The organism is Bradyrhizobium sp. 31Argb (assembly GCF_043638955.1).
Taxonomy (GTDB): Bacteria; Pseudomonadota; Alphaproteobacteria; order Rhizobiales; family Xanthobacteraceae; genus Bradyrhizobium.
Genome location: NZ_JBEGDB010000476.1, coordinates 1 through 3,195, shown reverse-complemented (window position 1 = coordinate 3,195; position 3,195 = coordinate 1). Strand labels below are relative to the sequence as shown.

Here is a 3,195-nt window from a genome sequence, read left to right as displayed (position 1 = left end):
TGATGGACGTGCTCGACCTGCTCGGCCGCATCGGCCTCAACCAGGTTGGACTCGCCACCAAACCGCTCGTGAAGTGATGCGATCGTCGATCCCGGTGCCAACGCCTCTTCCTCACACGCCTATTCGGCGCAAACGCGCCTATGAGCGTGCGCTCGATGCGCTGCAGCGAGCGCTCGTCCGGCTGCGGCTGGTCGGGCCGGCTCTCGATAACCTTGCCTCCGATGCTGCGAAGGGAGGGGATTGCGTGAGTTCTGTCGTTCTGCCGTTTCCCATTCGGGGCGAAGCGCTTCTGGTCAAGCTGGCGAACGAGCTCCGCGGCCGCGTCACGGCCGGAGAGCTGGAGGATGATCCGTTCCTGGCGACGATCTCGCGCGGCCGCCGGGCGCGCCTGTCGATCGACCGCGATGCCTATGTCGAGTTCGACGCCGAAGACGAAAGCTTCCATCTGAAGATAGATGCCACGCCCGTACTAACGCTGACGCTGGAGACGAAGGAGTTCACAAGGCTCGTTGAATTCGTCTTTCAGTATTTCGCCGAGCGTGATCGCGGTCTGCGGCAGGTCGAGGTCGTGTCGTGAGCAAGCTTCGAGACGATTGGAATCTGCCGGACGAGCCGTCAGATCGTCAGCGCTCCATATTCCGCAGCCCCGGGATGCGTTACGGCGCGGCGCTTGCGGTGATCGCCTTGCTGTTCGGCGGGGCAGGCTACTGGCTGTTCGGCGGGGACGATCTGCCGCCGCCGCGACAGGTCCGCGAGATCACGATCGTCAACATCACGCCGCCACCTCCGCCGCCTCCGCCACCTCCGCCGCCCGAGCAGAAGATGATCGAGCAGCCGAAGATGGCGGAGCCCGAGTTCAAGGAAGACAAGCCGATCGAGAAGCCGCAGGACGAGCCGGTCAAGGACGCGAAGAACGACGAGCCACCGGGGCCGCTGTCGCTTGACGCCCAGGCGACCGGACCAGGCGATCTCTTCAATCTTGGCGGCAAGCCGGGTGGCAATCCTTATGGTGGTGGCGGCGGTGGTGGCAGCCGTTGGGGCTGGTACACGACCATCGTCATTGCGCAGATGCAAGAGGCGCTCGGGTCCAATCCGAGGACACGCAAGATGACCGGGCAGCTTCAGGTGAAGCTCTGGGCCGACAGCACCGGCCGCATCAACCGGGTTCTGCTGGTGCCATCGACCGGAGATGCTGAACTCGATGCAGTGATCACCAACGACGTGCTGGGCCGTCTGACGCTGCGCCAGCCACCGCCGAAGGACATGCCGATGCCGATGGTGACGCGCCTAACGGCGCGTCGGCCGAGCTAACGCGACTCTGACAAACACAACGGACTTAAGAGGACTGGGGACAAAATGTTTGAGATTAATCCAGGTGCACGCCGGCGCACGCTGCTGCTCGCTGTCTCGCTGGCTGCGCTTTCCTGCGCGGCGCCAGCACTTGGCCAGCCCGCGGACGAGGCAGGCGCGCCTGAGAAGAAGGTGGAGTCGAAGCGGCCGAAAGTGTCGGATGCCAAGCCGACCTCGCCGAATACAACGGTCAATCTGCTCAACCTCATGGTGAAGCGCAAGCTGCTCAGCGAGGATGAGGCGCAGTCGCTGATCAAGCAGGCCGAAGACGAGGCCTATGTGTCGCGGCAGGCCTCCAAGGACGCGACCAGCAAGGCGGATGAAGCCGCGAAGGCGGCGACCGCGGCCGCCGCGGCGGCCAATCCGCCCGGCACCAAGCACGTGACCTACGTGCCGGAGATCGTGAAGCGGCAATTGCGCGAGGACATCAAGAAAGAGGTGATGGCGAAGGCCGAGAAGGAGAACTGGGCCTCGCCCGGCATGTATCCGGAATGGGCGCAGCGCATCCGCTTCTACGGCGACGTGCGCGCCCGCTATCACGGCAGCTTCTTCCCGAACGGCAACGATCCGGGCCTGACCAATTTCAACGCCATCAACACCGGCTCACCCTACGACGTCTCCAACGCCAACCTCGCCAATTACCCGACGTACAACACCTATCAGAACCGCAACCAGGTGCGGCTGCGCGCCCGGCTCGGCATGGATGCCGACCTCACCAACGGCTTCGCGGCGGGCTTGCGGATCGCCACCGGCGAAAGCAACTCGCCGGTCTCGACCAACCAGACCCTGGGCGGCGGCGGCTCGAACTTCTCCAAATATTCGATCTGGCTCGATCGGGCGTTCCTGAAGTACCAGCTGCCGAACCAGGATGTGGTGGCGCAGGTCGGGCGTTTCGACAATCCGTTCTGGTCGCCGACCGATCTGGTCTGGTACCGCGAACTGGGCTTCGACGGCTTCGCCGTGCAGGCCAAGCAGGAAGTGGTGCCTGATATCACGGCGTTCGGCGTGATCGGTGCGTTCCCGATCTTCAACACCGATTTCAATGCCGGTATCACCAACGCGTCGAGCGAGACTGCGAAATTCCCCAGTCACGACAAGTGGATGTTCGGCGCCCAGGGCGGCTTCGCCATGCGGTTCGATCCGGTCAGCGAGTTCCGCTTCGGCGTCGCCTATTACGATTTCGAGAACGTGCAGGGACAGGCGTCCGAGCCTTGCATTATCGTCGCAAGTTCCGATGGCTGCAGCTCAGACCTGTCGCGGCCGCTATTTGCCCAGAAGGGCAACACCTACTGGGCGCTGCGCAACATCGCATCCGGCACCTGGAATAACTTCGGCCAGACGGCGCAATATCAGTATTTCGGGTTGGTGCAGAAATACCGGCCGTTGGTTGCGAGCGCATCGCTCGACCTCGGTGACTTCCATCCGTTCCACATCGTGCTCGATGGCGAGTTCGTCTGGAACTCGGCCTTCAATCGCGCGCTGACGGTCGCCGGCACCGGACTTACGGCGCTCCCGACCAACGTCGCCGGCTACGCCATCAATAACCGCGCCGGCACCGCGGACGGCTCGTTCGGCCCGTTCAACGGCGGCGACATCGGCTGGATGGCGCGCGTCACGGTCGGCAACAGGGAGATCAAGCACTTCGCCGACTGGAACGTGCATGTCGGCTACAAATACCTGGAGTCGGACGCGACGCTCGATGCCTTCGCCGATTCTGATTTCGGGCTCGGCGGCACCAACCTCAAGGGCTACTTCCTCGGCGGCAATTTCGGCCTCAGCGAGAATGTATGGGCGTCGATGCGCTGGCTGAGCGCCAACAACATCGCCGGCTCGCCCTATGCCGTC

General features: G+C 63.6%; 3 protein-coding genes and 1 pseudogene. All 4 read left to right on the top strand.

Features of this window, described 5'->3' with window-relative positions; all coding sequences use genetic code 11:
* A pseudogene (locus tag AAFX91_RS40245) lies at positions 1-77 on the top strand (biopolymer transporter ExbD); the annotation flags it as partial.
* 167 nt (positions 78-244) lie between these two features.
* Complete coding sequence (locus AAFX91_RS40240) at positions 245-577, top strand: hypothetical protein (protein ID WP_245476797.1); 333 nt, start codon at positions 245-247, stop codon at positions 575-577.
* A complete protein-coding gene (locus AAFX91_RS40235; RefSeq protein WP_394570194.1) occupies positions 574-1,311 on the top strand; it encodes an energy transducer TonB in 738 nt (245 codons plus the stop codon). The genes AAFX91_RS40240 and AAFX91_RS40235 overlap by 4 nt, the downstream gene beginning before the upstream one ends.
* 45 nt (positions 1,312-1,356) lie before the next feature.
* Positions 1,357-3,195 (top strand): putative porin (locus AAFX91_RS40230; RefSeq protein WP_394570193.1); only part of this gene is annotated, 1,839 nt, incomplete at its 3' end.